The organism is Pseudescherichia sp. (assembly GCF_031998825.1).
Classification (GTDB): Bacteria; Pseudomonadota; Gammaproteobacteria; order Enterobacterales; family Enterobacteriaceae; genus Pseudescherichia.
This window is the reverse complement of record NZ_DAMACX010000004.1, coordinates 115068-137704: the sequence shown is the minus strand read 5'-3', so window position 1 is coordinate 137704 and position 22637 is coordinate 115068. Positions and strand designations below refer to the sequence as shown.

25 protein-coding genes are annotated in these 22637 nt (G+C 56.8%); 18 read left to right on the top strand and 7 right to left on the bottom strand.

All coding sequences use genetic code 11. The features are described from left to right. The first annotated feature begins 39 nt into the window (after positions 1 to 39). The 11 genes from RTP97_RS03405 to RTP97_RS03355 all read left to right on the top strand — a co-directional run bounded on the left by RTP97_RS03405 (position 40) and on the right by RTP97_RS03355 (position 9448). Positions 40 to 1377, top strand: a complete 1338-nt coding sequence (locus RTP97_RS03405; protein ID WP_312410920.1) for an aspartate aminotransferase family protein — start codon at positions 40 to 42, stop codon at positions 1375 to 1377. Between the two features lie 140 nt (positions 1378 to 1517). Continuing rightward, positions 1518 to 2429: a flagellin gene (locus tag RTP97_RS03400; protein ID WP_312410918.1), complete on the top strand. Its 912-nt coding sequence runs from the start codon at positions 1518 to 1520 to the stop codon at positions 2427 to 2429. A gap of 192 nt (positions 2430 to 2621) precedes the next feature. Next, the gene (gene fliD, locus RTP97_RS03395) at positions 2622 to 3938 is read left to right on the top strand and encodes a flagellar filament capping protein FliD (RefSeq protein ID WP_312410916.1); all 1317 of its coding nucleotides are present in this window, start codon (positions 2622 to 2624) and stop codon (positions 3936 to 3938) included. Between the two features lie 28 nt (positions 3939 to 3966). Further along, the gene (gene fliS / locus RTP97_RS03390; RefSeq protein ID WP_312211378.1) at positions 3967 to 4359 is read left to right on the top strand and encodes a flagellar export chaperone FliS; all 393 of its coding nucleotides are present in this window, start codon (positions 3967 to 3969) and stop codon (positions 4357 to 4359) included. 3 nt (positions 4360 to 4362) lie between these two features. Beyond that, positions 4363 to 4680: a flagellar protein FliT gene (locus tag RTP97_RS03385; RefSeq protein ID WP_312410913.1), complete on the top strand. Its 318-nt coding sequence runs from the start codon at positions 4363 to 4365 to the stop codon at positions 4678 to 4680. Then, entirely contained in the window at positions 4677 to 5702 is a 1026-nt protein-coding gene (locus RTP97_RS03380) for a flagellar hook-length control protein FliK (protein WP_312410911.1), read from the top strand. The genes RTP97_RS03385 and RTP97_RS03380 overlap by 4 nt, the downstream gene beginning before the upstream one ends. 7 nt (positions 5703 to 5709) lie before the next feature. After that, on the top strand, positions 5710 to 6183 hold the full coding sequence (gene fliL / locus RTP97_RS03375; protein WP_312410910.1) for a flagellar basal body-associated FliL family protein: 474 nt from the start codon (positions 5710 to 5712) through the stop codon (positions 6181 to 6183). Positions 6184 to 6210: 27 nt separating this feature from the next. Beyond that, a complete protein-coding gene (locus RTP97_RS03370; protein ID WP_312410908.1) occupies positions 6211 to 6924 on the top strand; it encodes a FliA/WhiG family RNA polymerase sigma factor in 714 nt (237 codons plus the stop codon). 16 nt (positions 6925 to 6940) lie between these two features. After that, positions 6941 to 7804 carry a flagellar motor stator protein MotA gene (motA, locus tag RTP97_RS03365; RefSeq protein WP_312410907.1) on the top strand — a complete coding sequence of 288 codons (864 nt, stop codon included), beginning with the start codon at positions 6941 to 6943 and terminating at the stop codon, positions 7802 to 7804. Beyond that, positions 7804 to 8775 (top strand): putative lateral flagellar export/assembly protein LafU, encoded by a 972-nt coding sequence (gene lafU, locus RTP97_RS03360; protein ID WP_312410905.1) that lies wholly within the window; start codon positions 7804 to 7806, stop codon positions 8773 to 8775. The genes motA and lafU overlap by 1 nt, the downstream gene beginning before the upstream one ends. After that, entirely contained in the window at positions 8762 to 9448 is a 687-nt protein-coding gene (locus RTP97_RS03355) for a C40 family peptidase (RefSeq protein WP_312410904.1), read from the top strand. Before lafU ends, RTP97_RS03355 begins: the two co-directional genes overlap by 14 nt. On the opposite strand, the gene flhA is transcribed toward RTP97_RS03355, so the two are convergent. From flhA to RTP97_RS03320, 7 genes are read right to left on the bottom strand one after another with little or no spacing between them, the layout of a single operon-like run. Further along, entirely contained in the window at positions 9445 to 11538 is a 2094-nt protein-coding gene (flhA, locus tag RTP97_RS03350; RefSeq protein WP_312410902.1) for a flagellar biosynthesis protein FlhA, read from the bottom strand. The two genes, RTP97_RS03355 and flhA, sit on opposite strands and share 4 nt — an antisense overlap. After that, on the bottom strand, positions 11522 to 12661 hold the full coding sequence (gene flhB / locus RTP97_RS03345) for a flagellar biosynthesis protein FlhB (RefSeq protein WP_312410900.1): 1140 nt from the start codon (positions 12659 to 12661) through the stop codon (positions 11522 to 11524). Before flhB ends, flhA begins: the two co-directional genes overlap by 17 nt. Next, positions 12654 to 13433, bottom strand: coding sequence for a flagellar biosynthetic protein FliR (gene fliR, locus RTP97_RS03340; RefSeq protein WP_312410897.1), 780 nt, complete (start codon positions 13431 to 13433; stop codon positions 12654 to 12656). Before fliR ends, flhB begins: the two co-directional genes overlap by 8 nt. 1 nt (position 13434) lies before the next feature. Continuing rightward, positions 13435 to 13707, bottom strand: coding sequence for a flagellar biosynthetic protein FliQ (locus RTP97_RS03335; RefSeq protein ID WP_312410894.1), 273 nt, complete (start codon positions 13705 to 13707; stop codon positions 13435 to 13437). Positions 13708 to 13723: 16 nt separating this feature from the next. Beyond that, the gene (gene fliP, locus RTP97_RS03330; RefSeq protein WP_312410891.1) at positions 13724 to 14479 is read right to left on the bottom strand and encodes a flagellar type III secretion system pore protein FliP; all 756 of its coding nucleotides are present in this window, start codon (positions 14477 to 14479) and stop codon (positions 13724 to 13726) included. Then, positions 14476 to 14832 (bottom strand): FliM/FliN family flagellar motor switch protein, encoded by a 357-nt coding sequence (locus tag RTP97_RS03325; RefSeq protein WP_312410888.1) that lies wholly within the window; start codon positions 14830 to 14832, stop codon positions 14476 to 14478. Before RTP97_RS03325 ends, fliP begins: the two co-directional genes overlap by 4 nt. Further along, a complete protein-coding gene (locus tag RTP97_RS03320) occupies positions 14825 to 15685 on the bottom strand; it encodes a FliM/FliN family flagellar motor switch protein (RefSeq protein ID WP_312410886.1) in 861 nt (286 codons plus the stop codon). The genes RTP97_RS03325 and RTP97_RS03320 overlap by 8 nt, the downstream gene beginning before the upstream one ends. A 394-nt stretch (positions 15686 to 16079) precedes the next feature. On the opposite strand from RTP97_RS03320, the gene RTP97_RS03315 reads away from it, so the two are divergent. Genes RTP97_RS03315 through RTP97_RS03285 form a run of 7 tightly spaced genes read left to right on the top strand, consistent with a single transcriptional unit; the run spans position 16080 to position 22573 of the window. Beyond that, on the top strand, positions 16080 to 17048 hold the full coding sequence (locus RTP97_RS03315) for a sigma-54 dependent transcriptional regulator (RefSeq protein ID WP_312410885.1): 969 nt from the start codon (positions 16080 to 16082) through the stop codon (positions 17046 to 17048). 36 nt (positions 17049 to 17084) lie between these two features. Then, positions 17085 to 17438: a flagellar hook-basal body complex protein FliE gene (locus tag RTP97_RS03310; RefSeq protein WP_312410883.1), complete on the top strand. Its 354-nt coding sequence runs from the start codon at positions 17085 to 17087 to the stop codon at positions 17436 to 17438. 3 nt (positions 17439 to 17441) lie between these two features. Then, a complete protein-coding gene (gene fliF, locus RTP97_RS03305) occupies positions 17442 to 19094 on the top strand; it encodes a flagellar basal-body MS-ring/collar protein FliF (RefSeq protein WP_312410881.1) in 1653 nt (550 codons plus the stop codon). Next, positions 19072 to 20091, top strand: a complete 1020-nt coding sequence (locus RTP97_RS03300) for a flagellar motor switch protein FliG (RefSeq protein WP_312410879.1) — start codon at positions 19072 to 19074, stop codon at positions 20089 to 20091. The genes fliF and RTP97_RS03300 overlap by 23 nt, the downstream gene beginning before the upstream one ends. Before the next feature lie 13 nt (positions 20092 to 20104). Beyond that, positions 20105 to 20812 carry a flagellar assembly protein FliH gene (fliH, locus tag RTP97_RS03295; protein WP_312410877.1) on the top strand — a complete coding sequence of 236 codons (708 nt, stop codon included), beginning with the start codon at positions 20105 to 20107 and terminating at the stop codon, positions 20810 to 20812. Further along, positions 20790 to 22133 (top strand): flagellar protein export ATPase FliI, encoded by a 1344-nt coding sequence (gene fliI / locus RTP97_RS03290; RefSeq protein ID WP_312410874.1) that lies wholly within the window; start codon positions 20790 to 20792, stop codon positions 22131 to 22133. The genes fliH and fliI overlap by 23 nt, the downstream gene beginning before the upstream one ends. After that, the gene (locus tag RTP97_RS03285; protein ID WP_312410872.1) at positions 22130 to 22573 is read left to right on the top strand and encodes a flagellar FliJ family protein; all 444 of its coding nucleotides are present in this window, start codon (positions 22130 to 22132) and stop codon (positions 22571 to 22573) included. Before fliI ends, RTP97_RS03285 begins: the two co-directional genes overlap by 4 nt. The last annotated feature ends 64 nt before the right edge of the window (positions 22574 to 22637 follow it).

Below are 22637 nucleotides of genomic sequence, written 5' to 3'. Positions count from 1 at the left end.
ATGATGAACCCAACAACAACGGTATGAAAGGAGCAGGGCATGAAACTGGCACTTCAGAGCGAGATGGCGATAACGAATGACGATGTACGTCAGCTGGACCGTTCGTATGTATTTCACTCCTGGTCAACCCAGGGCAACCTCAATCCGCTGGTCATCGCCGGGGCAGAGGGGTGCGAGCTGTGGGACTATGACGGTAACAGCTGGCTCGACTTCAGCAGCCAACTGGTCAACGTCAACATCGGCTATCAACATCCGCGCGTGCTGGCGGCAATGAAGGCCCAGCTGGAATCGCTGGTCACCATCGCCCCGGCGACCGCCAACCTGATGCGTGGCGAAGCAGCAAAGCGTATTGTTGAGCTGGCCCCTGAAGGGTTCAGCAAGGTGTTCTTTACCAACGCCGGAGCGGATGCCAACGAGAACGCCATCCGCATGGCCCGACTCTATACCGGGCGGGATAAAATTTTCTCCGCCTACCGCTCGTACCACGGCAATACCGGCAGCGCCATCGCGGCCACCGGCGACTGGCGGCGCGTGCCGAACGAGTACTCCCGCGGCCACGTTCACTTCTTCAACCCCTACCTCTACCGCAGCGAGTTCAACGCCGCTACGGAAGAGGAGGAGTGCGAGCGCGCCCTGGCCCACTTGCGGCGGATGATTGAAGTGGAAGGCCCCGCCTCGATTGCCGCCATTCTGCTGGAGTCGATCCCCGGCACGGCGGGCATTCTGGTGCCGCCGAAGGGCTATATGCAGGGGGTACGCGCGCTGGCAGACGAGTTCGGTATTATTCTCATCATTGATGAGGTCATGGCGGGCTTTGGCCGCACCGGGCGCTGGTTTGGCTTTGAACATGACGGCATCGTGCCGGATCTTATCACTTTCGCCAAGGGGGTGAATTCAGGCTACGTCCCGGCGGGTGGGGTGCTTATCTCTGAGCCTATCTCTCGCTACTTTGACGACCACTTCTTCGCGGGGGGGTTGACCTACTCCGGCCATCCGCTGGCGATGGCAGCGATTGTCGCCACCCTCGACGCCATGAAAGAGGAGAGGGTGGTCGAGAACGCGGCTGCGATGGGCGATGGCGTATTACAGCCTGGCCTGCTGGCGCTGGCGGAGAAGCATGCCCTGATTGGCCACGTGCGCGGCCGGGGGCTGTTCCAGGCCATCGAGCTGGTAACCGATCGTCAGCGCAAAACGCCGGTGGCCGCCGCTGACATGGGCGCCATCAAGCAGGCGCTGATCGACGGCGGGCTGCTGCCCTTTGTGGTAGAGAACCGTATTCACGTGGTACCGCCGTGCACCATCAATGCGGAGCAGATCCAGCAGGGTCTGACAATTTTCGATCGCGTGCTGGGGCAGTTTAGCGCTCTGGCGAAGTAATAGTGCGGGCGTCGGAAGCTGACGCCCTGAATCCTCTTTTCATCCCCGCAAAAAAATTTTCCCGCCTGTTTAATTTTTTCCGATGTGCGCCGCTTTAGTTCTGTACTCAACTGAGATCCACGCATTCAAGGAGCAGAACGATGTTATCTATTAATACCAACGCCGCCTCTATGGCGGCAGTCAACGCCATCAACAAAAGCAACGCCTCTCTGAGCCAGTCCATGGAGCGCCTGGCAACCGGCAACCGTATCAACTCGTCAGCAGACGATGCCGCAGGGAAGCAGATTGCTAACCGTATGCAGACCCAGTCTGACGGTATGGCCATGGCGCAGCGTAATATCGCCGATGCCACCGCCATGCTGCAAACTGCGGACGGCATGTTTGACGAGATGAACGATATTCTGGGGCGCATGGACGAACTCGCTACCCAGGCAGCTAACGGAACGTACAGCGATGATGACCGTACGGCAATGCAGTCCGAGTTCGACGAGCTGGGACAGGAGATGTCCGACATGCTGCAGAACACCACCAACGGCGGCACCAACCTGTTTAATAAATCTGAAAACGGCCTGTTCACCAGCGCGTCTGGCGTGACCTTCCAGGTCGGCTCTCAGTCTACCGATCAGATCACCATCAACATCTCCTCTCAGGTTACCCAGCTGGCGACAGATCTGAGCGCGCTGAGCACGGCCTTTAGCGATGACTATGGTACTGACGGTGCAGGTGGTGCATCCGCCAGCGGCACGGCTGGCAGCGAACTGATGACCCTGGATTCAGCAAATGCCACCATTGGCGCGGTCCAGGACGTTATGGATGAAGTGGGCAGCATTCAGTCTACCTTGGGTGCCACCATGAACCGTCTGAGCAGCACGGCCACCAACCTGCAAAGCATGCAGGACAACACCGAAGTGGCGATTGGTAACATCATGGATACCGACTACGCCACGGAGGCCTCAAACATGTCGAAACAGCAGGTGCTGATGCAGACCGGCATCACCATGCTGAAGCAGTCCAACAGCATGTCCGGGATGGTTTCCAGCCTGCTGCAATAAGCCAATACGTTTACTCAACCGCACCGCTTCCAGGCGGTGTGGTTGTTTTACCTGCGATGGCTCCAGGGGAAATAGTCTTTCCCCTACCTGCGGAAGCATTACTTCCCTTTCTCATTAATTAATCTATTAAATTCAAACAGATAAAGTTGGCACTGTTATTGCTAAGCCTGATTGCAACTAAATGGAGCGACGATGATAAACCCGCAAATAATGGCTAAACAATTCGCCCTGATGGATATCTCCACTCGGGCGAGCCAGCTGCAACGCCAGCAAACCGACCTGGACACCGAAAGCTCTGCGCTATCGACGCTGGACAGCGCCATGACGTCGTTCCAGTCGGCGGTAGATGCGTTGAACAGCGAGACCAGCGGCCCGGTGGTGAATACGGTTAAGGCAAACAACGACTCTGCCACCGCAACAGCGAATTCCGAAGCGCAGGCGGGCACCTATACGTTTTATGTTCAGCAGCTGGCGACCGCTCAGCAGAGCACCTTCAATATCGCCAATGGCGATATCCCTAATAGCGGTACGTTCACCATTACCATGGGCGACAGCGAGATGGATATCGATCTCGCTCAGGCAGACGGCAATGCTGACGGCAGCGTGTCGGTGAGCGAACTCTGCGATGCGATTAATGATTCGGAAGATAATCCTGGCGTGACCGCCACGCTGGTTAACACCGGTGATTCGACAACATTGATGCTTACCGCCGATGAGACCGGGCAAGACCACGCTTTTACGGTCTCCACCAGCGGCATCGATCCCAGCTCGACCTTTGCCGCCGATATGAGCGCCCAGAAAGATCTCTCTGCTGCGCAGGACTCTGTCATTTACCTCGGCAGTTCAGCGGAAGACGGGGTGGAGATCACCAGCGGATCTAACACCTATACCGACCTTATTCCCGGCGTCTCGATCACCTTTGCTGAAACCTCAGAAGCGGATGGCCCCATCACCTTTACCGTAGCGAACGACGCATCGGCCTCGCAGGAGAAGGTGCAGACCTTTGTCGATGCCTACAACACGCTGGTGGATACCCTCGATTCGTTAACCAGCTTTGGCAGTAACGGCCAGGCAGCGGGGCCCTTTGCTGGCGATGCGGGTATCTCCTCGCTTGAGCGCCAGATCCAGAGCATTACGCATGCCACCTATAACGGCGTCTCAATGCTCGATTACGGCATCGCGCTTGACGCAGAGGGCCACCTGCAGATTGAGTCCGAGCAGTTTAGCGCGGCGATGGCAGAGAACCCAGAGGGGCTGAATGCGTTGTTCGTTGGCGATGACAGCATGACCGCTCAGCTCGATAGCGTGATGGAGACGTATCTCGACGATAACAGCGGCATCATCATTCAGCGTCAGGACGCCATTAGTGAAGAGCAGGACAAGCTCACCCGCGAAGTTGATCAGGTAAAGGAGACCTACAACGCCTCCTACGAGCGCTATCTGGCGGAGTACACCTCTACGATGGTTGAAATCTACTCGATGCAGGTCAGCATGGCGGCATTTGCCTGAGCAATACGGAAAAAGAGGACGTTACGCTATGTATGCATCTGAAAACGGCTATGGCCACTATAAAGAGATCGATCTGGCCTCCCGCACGGCCTCGGCATCACCGCTGGATCTGGTGCTGGTGCTCTACACCGGCCTGCTGGAGGAGCTGGAGCGTGCCAAAAGCCATATCACGCATAAACGCTACGATCGCAAAGCCAAAAGCATTAACAAGTGCATCGACATCCTTAACGCGCTGACCAGCTCGCTGGAGTTTGAAAACGGCGGCGAGCTGGTGCTGAATCTGGCGCGGCTTTATGACCACTGTGTCTATCGCCTCTATGAAGCCAGCAGCGAACTCAATACGCAAAAAATAGACGAGGTTGTGCTGATTTTGAACAACCTGCATGAGGGCTGGCAGGGGCTGGCAAAAAAGCTGGGTTAACCAATGGAAACGCAAACCGTAAATAAGCAGATTGCTGAGCTGCTGGAGGCGATGAACGAAGCGCTGAATAAACAGCGCTGGCGCAGGATGCCCGCGCTGCATACCCGCCTGATGACGCTGTTCAATGCGTATTGCGCGAGCCAGCCGCCGGAGGCGGAGCTGGAGGCGCTCAAGGCACGGCTGCGCCAGGCCTACGGCGAGATCATCGCCCGGCGAAGCGAACGGGCAGCGCTGCTGCAGGCGCGGATGGAAAAACATCGTCAGCAGCGTGAAGGCGTGCTGGCCTACTCGCTGGTTAATATCGTGTCGGAGCAGCCATGAATACGCTGAGCTTAATCACCGGTGCGCTGGCCCAGCGGCTTACGGCGGCGTCCATTCAGCCGCAGGAGGAGGGCAGCCTGCAGGCGCACCTCTTCACGCTACCGGAAGCGGTGCAAAATGCGCTTCGGGAGCGGCTGCAAACGCGGGGCGATGACGCAGAAGAGCATGAGCCTGGCGACAAGCAGACTAAACATGCCCAGAAAGATGAGACGGTACCCCATGCACTGGAGACCCTAATGTCCGTGCTGCTGATGCCCGAACGACCTGCCGTGGCAGAGAAGCTGACGCAGGCGACGCAGTGGGCACAGCCTGAGGTATCAATGCAGTTAGCACAAGTCGCACTGCCAACGCAGGCCGCTGCGGTAACCCCGAAGCAGCTGGCCGAGCAGGTCCGTTTGTCCGCCGATAACTTACCCGCGGTAGCCTCGTTAGGCGGTCAGGCTGAGTCTCCCCGGCCAGAGCGGCCCGCTGCGCTGCACCATGCGCCAGGTGAAAAACGTCGCCATGACAGCGTAGAGCCCGCTTCGCTGGCGGCCCATACCCGCTTTATCGCCGACGATGTGCGCTTTCTGCCGGGTAAGATGCAGCCGGAGCGTATGATCCATGTGGATACCCGTGCCGCGCAGTGGGGCGAGGCGCTTGTCCACATGCTTAAAGAGAATATCCATTTTCAGCTCGGTCAGCAGCAGCAGATCTCAACTATCCGTCTCGATCCGCCGTCGCTGGGCAAGCTGGAGATCGCCATTCAGCTCGACGCAGGCAAATTGACGGTGCATATCGGCGCGTCACAGGCGGACGTCTGCCGCACGCTACAGCAGTGCGGTGAGGCACTGCGGGCCCAGCTCACCCAGCAGAACTTTGTGCAGGTAGAGGTGCAGGTCTCCCCTGATGGTCAGTCGCAGTCCCAGTCGCAACGGCAGCGCGATAACCAGCCATCTCCCATGCAGATAATCTCCGCCGTCGAGCTGGAGGCTGAAGAGGCCGGTTTGAAATCGAGCGACTCCGTATTAATTAAAGTGTGATAAGTGAATGAAAAAAATAGTTTTGGCCAGCCTTGTTGGCGCGGTGCTTTTTATTATGGTTGGTGGTGGTGCGGCATGGATCGTTTTTAATTATATGCAGACGCACAAGCCTGCTGTTGACACCCCCGTAGAAAAGAGAGCGACGGAAAAGAAAAAAAAGCATGAAGACGATATTTTCGTTTCATTAAAAGAGTCAGTCATTACGCTTAGCGATGCTGCTGGAGAGGATCACTATATGCTGTTGGCGCTAACAATGGTGGCAGAGAGTGAGGAGGCGTCCAAAAAAATCCTTGCCGATGAACCGCTTTACCAAAGCATTATTTTAACCACGCTGGCAGATATCAAGTATGAGCAGGTACGCGCGTTTAAAATCAGTGAAATAAAATCTCTGCTTGTTACTGCGTTAAATCGCGAACTGAAGAAGAGAGCTACCCCCGGACGCTATACCGATATATTAATTAGCAAATTGGTTTTCCAGTAATGAGTGGCATAAACCGGAAAAAAGACCATGCCAGCCGCCTATGAGATGCAGGCGTTTCAGACCCTGCCACCGCTAACGGCGTCCCAGGAGAGTCACTATCTGCAGGCCTATCTGCCGCTGGTTCGTAAGGTCGTCAGACAGCTTGCGCCGCAGTGCAGTAGCGTCATGGAGAGAGAGGACATGCAGCAGATCGCGCTTATCGGCCTGCTGGATGCCCTGCGCCGCTATGGTAAGCCTGATGAGGGGTTTGGCGGCTACGCCGCACAGCGTATCCGTGGTTCGGTGCTGGATGCACTAAGACGCCTTGACTGGCGCCCGCGGCAGCTTCGACAAAAGTTTTATCACATTAAAGATCTGATCCGTGAGCGGCGAAAAGTTCTGGGACGCGAGCCGGAGCCTGCCGAGCTGGAAGCTGACGGCGTAAGCGCTGAAGAGTATCAGGAGTATCTTGCGCTGGAGGGTGCCGATGTGCTGGAGAGCCTGGATGAGCTGCTAAGCGACGGGCATAGCGAACTGCCGCTGCAGGGAAAAGGGCTGGAGGATCACGTTATTACCCAGCATATGCTGAGCCGGGCGCTACAAACTCTGTCAGAGAAAGAGCAGCAAATTCTCTTTTTATATTATCAACAGGATATGAATTTAAAAGAGATTGCCCTGGTGCTCAACCTGAGCGAAGCCAGAATTTGTCAGCTTAATAAAAAGATAGCGGAGAAGCTACGCAATTATTTCTTCTCTCATTAACCGTTGCGGAACATTCATGCAAAAAATATTAGGGTTATTAATCATATTGGGCTGCGTTTTTGGCGGCTACTTTGTTGAAGGTGGTCAGCTGGTGGCGATCTGGCAGCCTGCAGAAATTATGATCATTATCGGGGCGGGCATCGGATCGATGATTATTGCCAACCCGCTACACGTGCTGCGTGAAATAGCTCACCAGATAAAGGGCGTTATTAGCAAGAAAAAACTCGGCGCGGAATTCCAGCGTCAGCTTTTAATGTGCCTGTATGAACTGCTCGAAATGGTACAAACCGGCGGGCTACGCATGCTTGACCAGCATATTGAGCAGCCGGAGGAGAGTACAATATTCCAGAAATTCCCGCTGATATTAAAACAAAAACGGCTGGTGATGTTTATTGCCGATAACTTTCGTCTGATGGCGATGGGGAAAATCGATGCCCATGAGCTGGAGGGGATCCTCGATCAGGAGCTGGAGACAATCGAGGAGGAGCTGCTGACGCCCTCGCGCTCGCTGCAGCGTACGGCTGAGGCGATGCCCGGGTTTGGTATCTGCGCGGCGGTGCTGGGGATCATCATCACCATGCAGTCCATCGACGGCTCGATTGCGCTAATTGGCCTCAAGGTAGCGGCTGCGCTGGTGGGGACCTTTCTGGGAGTCTTCTTCTGCTACTGCTTTATGGATCCGCTGGCGAATGCGATGGAGCAGCAGGCACGAGCCGAGCACTCCCTGCTCGAGTGCGTACGCACCGTACTGGTGGCGCAGGCCGGGGGCAAGCCGACGCTGCTGGCGGTGGATGCCGGCCGTAAGCTGCTGCATCTGGCGTCGAAGCCGACCTTTGCCAACCTTGATGCCTGGGTGAACGCCATGCTGGAGGAGGAGTAATGGCGACCGCAAACCGACGCGATCGCGGGAAAAAGACCACGATTATCCGTCGGCAGATCAAAAAGAGCCATGCTGGTCACCACGGCGGTGCCTGGAAAGTGGCCTTTGCCGATTTCACCCTTGCCATGATGGCGCTCTTTATGACCCTGTGGATTGTTAACAGCGTCAGCCAGTCCGATCGGGAAGAGATTGTGGCTGCGCTGCATGGGCAGTCCATCTTTTTTGGCGGCGGTATGGCTCCGCTCAGTCATCTTCCCCGGAAGGTCGCCACCCTGGCCACCGGTAGCCACGGTAGCGAACAGGCGCGAGAGAGCGATAGAGATCGGCCAGCCCGCAGCGATGAAAATCAGCGGGAAAAAATGCGCGAGGCCAGCAATGCGGCAATGCGTATGAGGCAAAAATCGGCGCGGGAGCTGGGGGAACTCGCCAACAGCATCAACGAGATTGCCCTGAAGGCCCATATGGAGAGCAATCTTGAGATGGAGATTGTTCCGCAGGGGCTGCGTATTTTGATTAAGGATAACCAGAAGCGCAGCATGTTTGAACGCGGCAGCGCCACGATAATGCCGTTCTTCCGCTCGCTGTTAACCGAGCTGACGCCAGTGTTCAACTCGCTCGATAACAGGCTGATTATTACCGGCCATACCGATGCGATGCGCTACAAGGGGGCGGGGTACAACAACTGGAACCTCTCCGGGGATCGTGCCCTTTCTGCCCGGCGGGTCATGGGGCAGGCGGGGATGCCAGAGGATAAAGTGATGCAGGTCAGCGCAATGGCCGATCGTATGCTGCTGGATGCCCATAATCCACAGGGAGCGGACAACCGGCGGATAGAGATTATGGTTTTAACCCACACAGCTTCCGATACGCTCTATCAATTCTTCGGCGCACAGGGCGAGAAGATCGTTAAGCCGCTGGCCAGCAAGCTGGAACAGGCCTCCCCTCCAGGGACAAGGCATGAGCCTGACTAAGCCGCTGCTGGCTGGGCTACTTATCACCGCTATCGTCGCGGCTTCGTTACCCCCTGGCGCAGCAGCCAAAACGACCCCCCGCCAGCGCATGCAGAACCGCCTGTTGTTGGCGAAGGTAAAGGCGAAAAGTCCTGCGCCAACGCCGGTGATCCGCGGCGGCAGTGAGGCAAAAGCCGCACTACGTGCGCAGAACCGTGCCATTTTGCAACGCCACCCCGAGTGGTTTTCCCCCTCGTTTCCGGCAGGCTCCCTGCATCTTCAGTCGGTGGTTGAAAAAGCGATACGCCGTTTACAGGCGCAGCTTGGCAAGCCCTACGTCTGGGGGGGCGAAACGCCGGAGGAGGGCTTTGATTGCAGCGGACTGATCTTCTACGCCTTTAATCCGCTGCTGGCGGCCAGGCTGCCGCGGACCGCCAACGAAATGTATCACTACCGGCAGGCACGGGATGTAGCGGACAACGATCTCAAACGCGGCGATCTACTCTTTTTTGGTATTCACTCCCGTGATAAAGCCGATCATGTTGGCGTCTATCTCGGCAACAACCGCTTTATCGAATCGCCACGTACCGGGGAGCAGATCCGCATTAGCGACCTGTCAGACGCGTTCTGGCAGGCGCGCTTCTTAGGTGGAAAGCGCATCCTGCTGAACAGTACCGTTCGCACGCCTGGTTAACTCAGCGTGCCGAGAATTTTTAGCTCCAGTTCATCCGGTACTTCGTTATAGGAGAGCACCTGCAGGCCGCTGGTAAACAGACGCGCATAACGGGCCAGCAGCGGACGCAGCTGTGGAGCAACCAGCAGCACGGGCTCTCTGCCTGCCGCCTTCATCTGCTCATGAACCTGAGGCATATTTTGCTGGAACTGGCTTAGCATATTGGGATCGAGCGGTACGCTGTCGAGCATGACTTTCCCACTCTGCTGCGCCTGATTGACGACCCCGATCAGCAGATTCTCCAGATCGTTATTTAAGGTATAGACCGCCAGCTCCTCATTGCGCACCAGTTCGTGAGTGATGCTGCGGCGCAGGGCGAGGCGCACGTCCGAGACCAGCAAAATCGGATCCTTAGTTACCGCGCTGCTGGCAACCAGCACGGTGGCGATGGTCACAATATCGCGCAGCGAGACGCGCTCGGTAAGCAGCGCCCGGTAGACTTTTAGCACCTGGCTATAGTTCAGGGCGCTGGCCAGATCCTCCGCCAGCTTGGGTGCCAGCGAGGCAAGGCGGTTGTGCAGCTGCGTCACGTCGTCATAGTTAAACAGGTCGGGGATAAAGCGGGTAACAACCTTATTGAGATGGGTGGCGATAATGCTCGCCGAGTCGATAACCTGATAGCCCAGATTGAGCGCTTTGGTTTTTTGCCCTGCCGTAATCCAGGTGACGGGCATCCCATAGGCCGGATCGGTTCCCGGCGCGCCGTCAATTTCGCCATAGGTTTCCGCCGAGGGCAGCGCCATCAGCCTGTCTGCGGGAATATCGCCGCTGTCGGCTTTAATGCCGTTGATATAGATAGCGTACTGGGTCGGCTTGAGACGGAAGTTCTCGCGAATACGGATCTCCGGCACCAGCAGGCCGTTGCTCTCGGAGAGCGCCTGGCGTAGGCCACGTATGCGCTGGGTCAGCGGGCTGCCGTTGGCTTTGTCCAGCAACGAGACCAGACGGTAGCCAAGGCTCAGGCTGACCGGCTCAATCAGCGGGATTGTCTCCCAGCTAACCTGCTGCTCGTGGGTTTCCGTCAGCGCCTTGCTCAGCGTAGCAAGGCTCTTCTCATCCGTTTGCGCCGCCTGCGGCCGTTTGCTCTGCCGCCAGCCGGTAAATATCAGCAGGGCGGAGAAGAGCAGAAAGGGGAGATGCGGCATCCCCGGCACGATGGCCAGTACGAACATTACGCCACCGGCGGTGTAGATTGTGGCCGGCGAGGCCAGCAGCTGCGCTTTAACGGCGCTGGAGATATCTCCGCTGTCGCTGACGCGGGTAACGATAATCGCCGCCGCCGTCGACAGGAGCAGGGAGGGGATCTGCGCGACCAGGCCATCGCCGATGGTCATCAGCACATACTGCTGGAAAGCGGACTCGGCGCTCAGATCGTATTTAAAAATGCCGATGCAGACGCCGCCAATCAAGTTGATGGCCAGGATCAGCATCCCGGCGATGGCGTCACCACGCACAAACTTTGACGCACCGTCCATTGCGCCATAGAAATCCGCCTCGCTGGTTACCTCCTTACGCCGGGTCTGCGCCTGGGTCTGGTTAATCAGCCCGGCGTTGAGATCGGCGTCGATTGCCATCTGTTTACCCGGCATAGCGTCCAGGGTAAAGCGCGCCGATACCTCAGAGATACGTTCTGCCCCTTTGGTCACCACGATAAAGTTGATGATCATCAGGATGATAAACACCACGAACCCGACCACAAAGTTACCGCCGATGACCACCTGGCCAAAGGACTCAATGACTTTGCCCGCCGCGCCGATCCCCTCGTGGCCATACAGCAGCACCACGCGGGTAGAGGCGACGTTGAGGGTCAGACGCATCAGGGTAGTAATGAGCAGCACCGTCGGGAACAGGCTAAAGTCGAGCGGCCTTTTCGTTGAGACGCTGACCAGCAGCACCAGCACCGCCAGCACAATGTTAAAGGTGAAGAGCGTATCCAGCAGCATGGGCGGCAGCGGTAGGATCACCATCGCCAGAATAGCCAGTAAAAGTAACGGAACGCCGGGCCGACTGCTGCGCAGCGCCGTGAGCACGTGTTTAATCTGTTTCTGCATCCTGCTTCAGGACCTCTTTCGGAATGGAAATATGACGGTTGAGCGCGGGGCGCTCCTGCATGCCTGCCCGCCAGGATTTAAGCTGCAGGACGTAGGTCAGGACGTGAGCGATCGCACGAAAAAGCTGCCAGGGGATCTGCTGGTTAATCTGGGTGGTGTAGTAGACCGCGCGGGCCAGCTTCGGAAACTCCACCACCTCGATGTGATGCTCCTGAGCTACCTCGCGAATGTAGCGCGCCACCTCGTCGGTGCCTTTCGCCACCACAAACGGGGCCGCCGCCCGCCCCTGGTCATACTGCAACGCCACCGCGAAGTGAGTCGGGTTAGCTATCACCACGTCGGCTTGCGGGACCACGCGGCGGATCTGCCCCAGCGCCATCTGCCGTTGTAGTCGGCGTACCCTGGCTTTGATCTCCGGACTGCCCTCCTGGTTTTTGTACTCATCCTTCACCTCCTGCTTCGTCATCTTCAGTCCTTTGGTAAACATATGTTTAGCCAGCGGGACATCGAGCAGGGCAAACAGGATAAACAGCATCACGACGTTCAGCATGACGTCCTTATAGAGCGATAGCCCCTCGCTAACCGCAGGCGCAAAGTAGCGGCTTTGCAGATCGAGAAAAGCGGTGAAGTGATGGCGAAGGCTGACCGCCAGCAGCAGCAGAACCAGCAGGCTTTTAAGCATCATCTTGCCAACGTCGATAACCTGCTCGCTGGAGAAGAGGCGGCCGATGCCTTTCAGCGGGCTGATTTTGCTGAGATCGGGAAAGATCTTTTTCAGCGAAAAGATCCAGCCGCCCGGTATCAACGAGGCGAAAAGCGCCGCCAGCGGCAGCGGCGTAAGGGTGAGAATAAACTTAAGCAGGATAAGCAAATTGTGCTGTAAAAACTGGCCCAGAATCTCTGGCTCACCGATATGCTGTCCATACTGGTGCACGGTCAGGAAAGCCTCATAGACGAAGTCGCGATACCAGTGAAAGCTGTTGCTGACGACGATAAAGGCTGCCAGCAGGCTGGCGGCCAGACCCATATCCTTTGAGCGAGGGATCTGCCCCTCTTCCCGTGCCTTACGCCGCTTCAGCGCCGAGGGCTTTTCGGTCTTCTCGTCACTTGCCGCGTCAGCCATGCGTCCCCCGCAGGGCATCAAACTCTGTCAGCACGCGATTAACCAGCTGCAGATAGTGGTCGGGCAGCGTAGAGAGCAGGGCGGCAAAGCAGAGAAGCCCGGCCAGCATCGCGATGGGAAAGCCCAGCGAATAGAGATTCAGCGCTGGGGAGATACGGTTAAGCAGGCCAAAGCCGCCCTGGACGATCAGCATAATAAAGGTCGCCGGCAGCGCCAGCAGCATCGCGGAGGCGAATACCCAGCCCAGGGCGAGGGAGACGCTGCGCAGCGTTTGCGGCAGCAGCGCACTGCCTGGCGGCCAGTAGATAAAACCTTTGTAGAAAATGCTCACCAGCAGAAGATGTCCATCTACGGCAAAGAAAAGGATCGCCGCGTAGATGTAGATAAACTCTGCCAGCACGGTGGTGGATGCCCCGCTGTTGGGATCGTTCATCACCGCCATACTCATACCCATATTGAAAGAGAGGATCTGCCCGGCGAGCTGGAGCGTGAGGTAGATAAACTGCATCATTAGGCCAAACAGCACCCCCCACAGGATCTGCTCGACGGTGAGAATAATCGTGTGCAGGTTCAGCAGCCCTTGCGGCACGGGCGGGTGCACCAGCGGGGTCAGGATAACGGCCAGCGCCAGCGCGATGATAATACGGATGCGCACGCTGAAGGCTTTACTGTCGAATATCGGCCCATACTGGAGAAAGGCCATGATTCGCACAAAGGGATACCATAGCCCCAGCGCCAGGTGGCTGAACTGGATGACGTCAAGCTGGCTCATCTTAGCCCACCATCAGCGCGGCCTGGGCGAAGAGATGGGTACAGAGATCGCTCAGCTGCACGATCATCCACTTTCCGCAGACGCCGAGTACGATCAGCGTAACGATAAGCCGCGGCAGAAAGCTGAGCGTCTGTTCGTTAATCTGGGTCACGGCCTGGAAGATACTGACGCACAGGCCCACCAGCAGGCTGGGAACGACCAGCACGCAGACCAGCATAATCACTACCTTAATGCCGCTGGCGACGAGATCGGCAGCGGTATCGACAGTCAACATGGCAGTACCTCGTTCATTATCCCAGCCCCAGCCCGCGAATGCTGTCCGTCAGCGTGCCGATGGTCAGTGACCAGCCGTCAATGAGCACGAAAACCATCAGCTTAAACGGCAGAGAGACGATCAGCGGCGAGAGCATCATCATCCCCATCGCCATCAGCACGCTGGCGACAATCAGATCGATAACCAGGAACGGAATGTAGATCATAAAGCCAATCTGAAAGGCGGTTTTAAGCTCGCTAAGCATGTAGGCGGGCACGATGATAGAGAGATCCTGCTGCTGCGCCTCACCCCTGGCGTTAGCAATGGTCATAATCTGTGCCATCGCCTTTTTATTGGTTTGCGCCAGCATAAAGCGTTTGAGCGGCGCACTGGCGGTCTCCAACGCCTGGGGCAGCGTGATCTTATCCTGTTCAAAAGGCACGACCGCACGATCGTAGATAGTCAGCCAGATGGGACGCATCACCAGCATGGTTAACACCAGTGCGATGCCGATTAAAATACGGTTCGGCGGCGTCTGCTGCAGGCCCAGCGCCTGACGCAGCAGCGAGAGCACAATGATAAACCGCGTAAAACAGGTCATCATTAACAGCAGGGTCGGCAGCAGGCCCACCAGGGTCATCAGGATCAGGATCTGGATCTTGACGCTGTACTCCTGCGTATCGCCGTGGTTGACGACGTGCAGCAGTGAAATATCGCCCCCCTGAGCCAGGACGGCAGGAGAGAGGACCAGCAGAGCGCTTGCGGCCAGCAGCAGGCAGACAGGACGTATCATGATGTCAGTTCGTTAATATCACGGGTATTAAACTCAATCACCCGCAGGCCATATTTTTCATTGACCACCACCACTTCGGCCTTGCCCAGCAGAATATTGTTAACCTTAATATCCAGCGGCTCACCGGCCAGCTTGTTAAGTTCAATGACCGTGTCGTCATCAATATTCAGCAGATCGGCAAGCATCACCTCAACGGAGGAGACCTCCAGCGTCAGCGTGACGGGAATACGCTTGAGCAGCGCCATAGAGTCAGTTAACGCCGGCGCGTTATGGGCAGGCGCCGCATCGGACGGTACGGCACCCTCAGGGGCGAGTTCAAAGCCCTGGTCAAGGGGATCGGCATGGTTATTCATAGGACTTCTCAGGAGCAGTAGGCGTAATATCAGACAGATAGAGTCTGTCGTTCTCTTCAACAATCAGCGCATGAAACAGCGGCGATTGCCCGATAAATACCGGGAAGGTATCGGGTAGGGTAAGCGGGAAAATATCTCCGGCTCTGATAGCGGTCAACGAAGCAACGTCCATGCTCAGTGCGGCAATTTTGACATTGAGGCTCAGAGGTAGGGTTTCAATCAGTTTGCTTACCACGGCCCGGTTGCTGTTTTTTCGGTCAACGGGGCTGGTATCTGTATGAGGTCGCTCTTTTTGGCGCAGCATGTTAAGGAAACAGTCGGTATGAGCGTTATCCAGCAGAATGTGAAAGCCGCTGTGTTCATCGTCGCCAAGGGTAAAGGTGAGCTGATAGGCCCACTGGCTAATAATGGTGCTGTTATCCGCTTTTACGGTTAGCGGGAGTCCCCATGTCTCCTGATGAAACAGAATATGGCAGAGATCGAGCGCCAGTCGGGTGCGGAGACGCGCCTCGGTTTTTGTCGGCAGGCGGGCGCGATGGCTGCTTTCATCTTCCTGACTATCAAGACCGTAGAAATTATTGAGGATCGTTAACAGAAGCGGTCGGTCTATATCGAAAGCCAGATGACCCATGCTTGATACCAGCAGATCGGCATTTTTATTATTGATATCGACCGCACAGGCTATTTTTTTCAGCGTTAAATTCGCGCGGTGCTTTTTTAGAAAGTAGTTGCCTATACGCGACTCCAGAATGTCAAATTTGCTCATAAACAGGCTGGGCAAGCGATGATAAGGACGGCCAAGACGGTGGCTATCAAGATTAGCTATTGCAGCGGTTTGGCTGTATTTGAGCATGGAAACTATTCTCTGTCGTGAATACCGAATGACCGCCAGGCCACGTTGCTGTTTTAAAGCAGAAGTCAGGCAAGAAAAAGTCATTGTTATTTAAGTTATGCACTAAAGTTGTCGCTATCCAGTAATGGGGCAGCATGATCGTTAGTTCTGCAATATGCGCGCTGTCATTTAAGCGAAGATGTATTTATCATACAATGGAAGCGCCTGATATAACTATTATTAAACAGTTATTTTTGTCTTAACTACTCTTTTATTATTTTTTGATATTCTTGATTTCTTCCTCTAAGATATTGATTTTAATTATTTAATTATTTTTTATTTTGTTTATTATAAAATAAGCTTAAGCACAGTGTTAAGTTCGCATGGAGATGACATTCGTAAATGCGAGAAACCCATGCCGAACTTTATTGCCCAGGCGCCTGCCAGCATTAAGACATTCTCTTTAGCCAGGCGCGTTGCCCGCTTTAATATTCCCGTACTGCTTCTTGGTGAAACAGGCGCGGGTAAAGAGTGCGTCGCAAAATATATCCATGCGATGGCATTTGGTGAGGATCGCACCGCACCCTTTATCGGCATCAACTGTGCCGCTATTCCAGAGTCGATGCTTGAGTCAACGCTATTTGGCTATGAGAAAGGGGCATTTACCGGTGCGGTTAACGCCGTGGCAGGGAAGTTTGAGATGGCAAATAATGGCACGCTGCTGCTGGATGAAATCGGCGATATGACGCTGGCGTTGCAGGCCAAGCTCCTCCGCGTATTGCAGGAGCGTCAGGTCGAACGCCTCGGCAGCCACCGTGCTATTAAGCTTAATTTTCGCCTTATTGCCAGCACCAATAAAAATCTTGAATCCGAGGTGGCCGCAGGGCGCTTTCGCGAAGATCTCTTTTATCGCATTTCCGTTGTACCCATTACCGTTCCGCCTTTACGCGAGCGGCCTGAGGATATTTTGCCGCTGGCGGAGTTTTTTTTAAAAAAATATGCCCACGCGATTGGCAAAAATATCCGCCTGTCGACAAACGCAGAAGCGGCTCTGGTGAAATACCCCTGGCCCGGCAACGTGCGGCAGCTCGAAAACGTGATGCAGCGCGGCATGATTTTAAACCAGGACGGCGTTATCCATGCCAGCGTGCTGGGGCTCCCCTTTACGCCTGGCGCAGACACCGTTGCCAGCCCGCCAACCAGCGCCAGCCGGGAAGATTTACAGCGGCACGGGCGCGTCGCGCAATATCACTACATTGCCGACCTGATGCGCAAATACCAGGGCAATCGATCGCAGATTGCGGACTGTTTAGGCATTACGCCGCGCGCGCTGCGCTACCGGCTCGCCTCAATGCGCAAGCATGGCATAGAGATAACCCTCTGAATTGCTAAGTCTATTTTTTAAGATAATGAGTACGAGATGAAAACTACCCTTACCCCGTCCCTGTCCCTGATGCAGCAGGAGATGAGTCAGATGAGACGCCTTGCCGCTGCGTCACCTCTTTCCGCTCAAACCCTCGCCAGTGGAGCGCCAAACGGTGAATCGCTCTCCGACATCAGCTTCCATCAGGTGATGCGTAATGCGCTTGAGAGCGTTGACAACATACAGCAGGCCGCCAGCGCCCGGCAGAATGCGGTCAGCAGCGGCCAGAGCGACGATCTGGTAGGCGCCATGCTGGCCAGCCAGCAGGCTTCCCTCTCGTTTTCGGCGCTCCTTCAGGTCAGAAATAAAGTGGCGAGCGGCGTTAACGATCTCATGAATATGTCCATATAAGCGATGAAAAAGAAACTGTTTGCCTCTGTGGGTGAGGCTTTCACGGCGCTGCCGTCTCTGCTGCCTGGAAATCGTAAATGGATCGCCCTGGCGGGTGGCGCACTCCTGCTCACCGCTGCCATTGTTGGCGGCCTGTGGCATACCAGCGGCGGCTATACCGCGCTGTTCGGTTCCCAGGAGCATCTGCCGCTTTCACAGGTCATCACGGTGCTGGACGGTGAGAAGATTGCCTACCGCATCGATCCAGACAGCGGGCAGATTCTGGTCCCAAAAGCCCAGCTCTCCAGGATCCGTATGACGCTGGCGGGAAAAGGTGTGCAGGCGATAAGCCCGGCGGGCTATGAGCTGATGGATAAAGACGAGCTGCTCGGCAGCAGTCAGTTCGTGCAAAATATTCGCTATAAGCGCAGCCTGGAAGGCGAAATGGCGCAGAGCATCATGTCGCTGGACGCCGTCGAAACGGCGCGTGTTCATCTGGCGCTGAATGAAGAGAGCTCGTTTGTTATTAGCGAGACACCCAAAAACAGCGCCTCGGTCATGGTGCGCCTGCACTACGGCAGTCGCTTAAGCCGGGAGCAGGTCAACGCCATTATTCACCTGGTCAGCGGCAGCGTACCGGGGCTAATGCCTGCGCAGGTCAGCATTGTTGACCAGGCGGGAAATCTGCTTTCAGAAGGGATCGCGGACAGCGCCAACCCAGCGGCCGGAAGCCGCAAAGAGAGTGAATTACTCAGCGGCATTCAGGATAAAACCCGTGCCAGCCTGGCCAACGTGCTGACCACGCTGGTGGGTAAAAATAATTTTCGCATTAGCGTTATGCCCGAACTGGATCTTAGCCTTGTCGAAGAGACCCGAGAGCGGTTTGGCGATACGCCAAAGGTGAACCGGGAGCAAAGCGCAGAGGATAAAAGCAGCGATCGTCTCGCCATCGGCATTCCCGGCTCGCTCAGTAACCGGCCTCCGGAGGCTACCCCAGCGCAAACGCCGGACGCCAGCGCGGAGAAGACGCCCGACACCCTGTCGACACATACGGAGAGCCAGCGAGACTACAGCTATGACCGTACCGTTGCGCATATCCAGCACCCTGGCTTTGAGCTTAAGCGTTTAAACGTTGCCGTCGTACTTAATCAGGATGCCGCCGCCGTTAAAACGTGGAAAGCAGAGCAGACGGCACAGGTTACCGCCATGCTGAACAACGCCGCCGGTATTGATGAGCGGCGGGGCGACAAGCTGTCGCTCTCGCTGATGCATTTCGTGCCGGAAGAGAGAGCCGTGCTGCCGCCAGTGAAATGGTGGCAGAACCACGACATTCTGGCGTGGTGCCGCCTCGGCGGCAGTGGCGTGCTGCTGCTATTGATTCTGCTGCTCGTTGTGCGTCCGCTGGTGAAGCACCTTATCGCCACGCGTAAAGCGCAGCCAGCACCGGTAGCGGCCCCGGGCAGCAGTGAATCCGCGCTTTCGGCGACGCAGGACGACGAAGAGCGCAGAGGCGTAGAGCTACCCTCCTTCTCCGGCGACGATGCGCTGCCGGCCCAGAGCTCTGGTCTCGAAACCAAGCTGGAGTTCCTTAAAAAACTGGCGATTAGCGATACCGATCGCGTCGCCGAAGTGATCAGACAGTGGATTACCAGCAATGAGCGAATTGACAGTAAGTAAAAGCCCGGGCAGCGCCACCTATCTTGAGCAGGCCGCTATCCTGCTGCTGTGCCTTGGCGAAGAGGCGGCGGCAACGGTGATGCAAAAGCTGAGCCGCGAAGAGGTGGTGCGTCTGAGCGAATATATGGCGCGCCTCTCCGGCGTGAAAACCAGTCAGGCGAGAAAGGTGATCAACAACTTTTTCGACGAGTTCCGTGAGCAGAGTGGGATCAATGGCGCATCGCGCGTGATGCTGCAGGGGATCCTTAATAAGGCGCTCGGCGGTGAAATTGCCAGCAGCGTGATCAACGGCATCTATGGAGATGAGATCCGCTCGCGCATGGCACGTCTGCAGTGGGTGGATCCTCGCCAGCTGGCGGTGCTGATCGCCGAGGAGCATCTGCAGTTACAGGCCGTGTTCCTTGCCTTCCTGACTCCGGAGATCGCCGCTACGGTGCTGACCTATATGAGCGATGCCGTGCAGAACGAAATCCTCTACCGCATTGCCAGACTCAGCGACGTGAATCGTGACGTGGTTGACGAGCTGGATCGTCTGATTGAACGTGGCCTGTCGGTGCTCTCCGAGCATGGGTCGAAAGTCAAAGGCATCAAGCAGGCGGCGGATATCGTTAATCGCTTTCAGGGCAACCAGCAGCAGATCCTCGATCGGCTGCGTGAGCTGGATGCGACCGTGCTGGAGCAGCTTCAGGATGAGATGTACGACTTCTTTATTCTGAGCCGGCAGAGCGAAGAGGTGCGCCGCCGTCTGCTCGACGAGATACCCATGGAGGAGTGGGCCGTGGCCCTAAAAGGCACCGAGCCACCGCTGCGGCGCGCTATTTTTGCAGTGATGCCAAAACGCCAGGCACAGCAGCTGGAAACCATCACGGCGCGCCTGGGGCCCGTTCCCATCAGTCGTATTGAGCAAGTCCGCCGTGAAATCATGGCCGCCGCCCGGGAGCTGGAGGAGGCGGGAGAGATCCAGCTTCAGCTCTTCGCCGAGCAGACGGCGGAGTAAGGGAGAATAACCAATGCAGACACTACGTGGTCGTTACCGGGTCCACCGCTTTCCGCCGCGGCACGCCGCATTATCGGGCGCAAGCACGGGAAGCGCCGACTTTCAGCGCCAGCTTATGGACGGCTATCAGCAGGGGCTGGAGAAGGGGTTCGCAGAGGGCGTTAGCGAAGGCCAGGAGACCGGTTTTCGTGAGGGACAGGCTAAAGGGCAGGCGGAGGGCTACCGACAAGGCTATGCCGAGGGCAGCCTCGTAGGGCAGCAGGCTGGTCTGGCGCAGTTCACCCAGGCCGCGCAGCCGCTGGAGGCGATTGCTGACAGGCTAAACGACTACCTTGCCCATATTCAGCGCAAGCAGCGTGAGGATCTATTGCAGCTGGTGGAAAAAGTGACCCGCCAGGTGATCCGTTGCGAGCTGGCCTTGCAGCCAACCCAGCTGCTTGCGCTGGTGGAAGAGGCGATCGCCGCCATGCCCAGCGTGCCGGAGCCGCTGAAGGTCTGCCTGAGCGTAGAGGAGTTTAACCGCCTTCAGAGCGTGGCGCCGGAGAAGGTGACCGCATGGGGGCTGGTGGCCTCAGCGGATCTCTCTACGGGCGAGTGCCGTATTGTGACCGAGGCATCCGAGCTGGATATTGGCTGTGGGCATCGGCTGGAGCAGTGTATGACGGTTCTTAAAGAGACGTTGACCCCGGATGAGAGCGATGAACAACCCGCACCCCTTTGATGACGCGCTGCGCTCCATTGAGTCGATCCCCCTGGTCCGGGTGGCGGGCAGGCTGGTACGCATGAACGGCGTTTTGCTGGAGAGCGTGGGGTGTCAGCTGGCGACGGGGCAGTTCTGCCGCATCGAAAGCGCAGAGTGCGGATTTATTGATGCCCAGGCGGTTGGCTTCGATCGCGAGGTCACCTATTTGATGCCGTTCAGGCAGCCTGGCGGGCTGATGGCTGGCGCACGCGTCTTTCCTCAAGAGAAGGCCCGGCATCTGCTGGTCGGTGAGAGCTGGCTTGGCCGGGTAGTTAACGGACTGGGCGAGCCAATTGATGGCAAAGGCAGGCTGGGCGGCACCCAGACGCTGCCTCCCGTTGCGCCGACGGTCAACCCGTTGACCCGCCGCCCCGTAGCCGAGCCGCTGGACGTTGGCGTAAAGGCGATCAACGGCGTGCTGACTATCGGCAAAGGCCAGCGGGTGGGCCTGATGGCAGGCAGCGGCGTCGGCAAGAGCGTGCTGCTCGGCATGATCACCCGCCAGACCAAAGCGCAAATTGTGGTCGTTGGGCTGATTGGTGAGCGAGGCCGCGAAGTAAAAGAGTTTATCGATCGGTCGTTGGGCCATGAAGGGCTGGCTAAGTCTGTTGTCGTTGTCGCGCCAGCAGATGAGTCGCCTCTGATGCGTCTGAAGGCGACCGAGCTATGCCATACGCTTGCCGCCTGGTTTCGCGACCAGGGCTTTGACGTACTGCTGCTGGTAGATTCGTTAACCCGTTACGCGATGGCCCAGCGTGAAATCGCCCTGTCGTTAGGCGAGCCACCGGCCACCAAAGGTTATCCACCTTCGGCATTTGGCATGATCCCCCGGCTGGTAGAGAGCGCGGGCAACAGCGACAGCAGCGGATCAATGACCGCCATCTATACCGTGCTGGCGGAGGGGGACGATCAGCAGGATCCCATCGTTGACTGCGCGCGGGCAGTGCTGGACGGCCATATCGTCCTGACCCGCAGGCTTGCCGAGGCCGGACACTACCCGGCCATTGATATAGGCCAGTCAATCAGCCGCTGCATGACGCAAATCACCCCCGGCTGGCATCAGCAGGCCGTTAGCCTGCTCAAGCGATACTATGCCGCCTATATGGAGATTAAACCCCTTATTCCACTCGGCGGTTACGTCGAAGGCGCCGATCCGCAGGTCGATAAAGCCGTAAAATGTTTCCCGGCTATTGAACGTTTTCTGCGCCAGCAGGTAGATGAGCCAGCTGACCTGGCGCAGGTACAGGCGCAAATTGCCGCGCTATTCCCCTCTCTCCACGTCATGAAGGATAAATCATGAAGCAGGCGATTAAGACGCTTGTCCAGCTTCAACGCCTGCGTGACAGCACCGTGAAGAGCACCACGGTAGCGCTGGCCCGGCAGCGGCAGGTCGCTACCCGGCACGAGAACAACATCAACGCGCTGGGGCAGCTAATGCAGAAGACCCGCACCGAGGAGTTACCCCATTTTTGCACCCAGACGCTGAGCAACATGGCGGGCTATAAAGGCAGCCTGCTGCGCGTCGTGAAGTGGCAGGAGCAGGAGAAAGCGCTGGCGGACATTAAAACCCAGCAGATACAAAAGAAACTTATGCAGGCAGCCTGTCAGGAGAAGATTGTCGCACTGACTCTTGATACCCAGCGGGAGAGGGTTGCCAGCGAGCAGGCCAGCCGCGAGCAAAAAATGGTGGATGACATCGCCACGCAAAGCTGGCTGCGTATGCATCGCCTGAAGGAGTAAGGTCATGACGACGGTAATCACTTTTGGCACGTTTGATCTATCGAGCTAGTAGCCCTGGCAATCG